The organism is Neolewinella lacunae, assembly GCF_014349155.1.
Lineage (GTDB): Bacteria > Bacteroidota > Bacteroidia > Chitinophagales > Saprospiraceae > Neolewinella > Neolewinella lacunae.
Genome location: NZ_JACSIT010000006.1, coordinates 1 through 224, shown reverse-complemented (window position 1 = coordinate 224; position 224 = coordinate 1). Strand labels below are relative to the sequence as shown.

The 224-nt window shown below is 62.5% G+C and carries 1 protein-coding gene; it reads right to left on the bottom strand.

Going from position 1 to position 224, the window contains the following annotated elements; translation table 11 throughout:
- Positions 1-224 (bottom strand): hypothetical protein (locus tag H9S92_RS00030; protein ID WP_187464688.1); only part of this gene is annotated, 224 nt, incomplete at both ends.

The window sequence follows — 224 nt, the reverse complement described above, 5'->3', positions numbered from 1 at the left end:
ACTACGAAGGAGCCGATGGGCGTAGCGTTCAGGTCAGCACCGGGGTAGATGTTGGCCGTGATCGTTACGTTGGTTCCGGAGCAGTTGTCTACCGCACGGACACCAGCGGCGTCGAGGCGGATGTAAGCCGCGCAGATGTTGCCCGCATTGGTCGTGTAAACCAGGTCGGCGTCGGTGATGCCGTCAAAGTTGCGGTCCTGGCTCGGGCCGGTGAAGACCGGTGG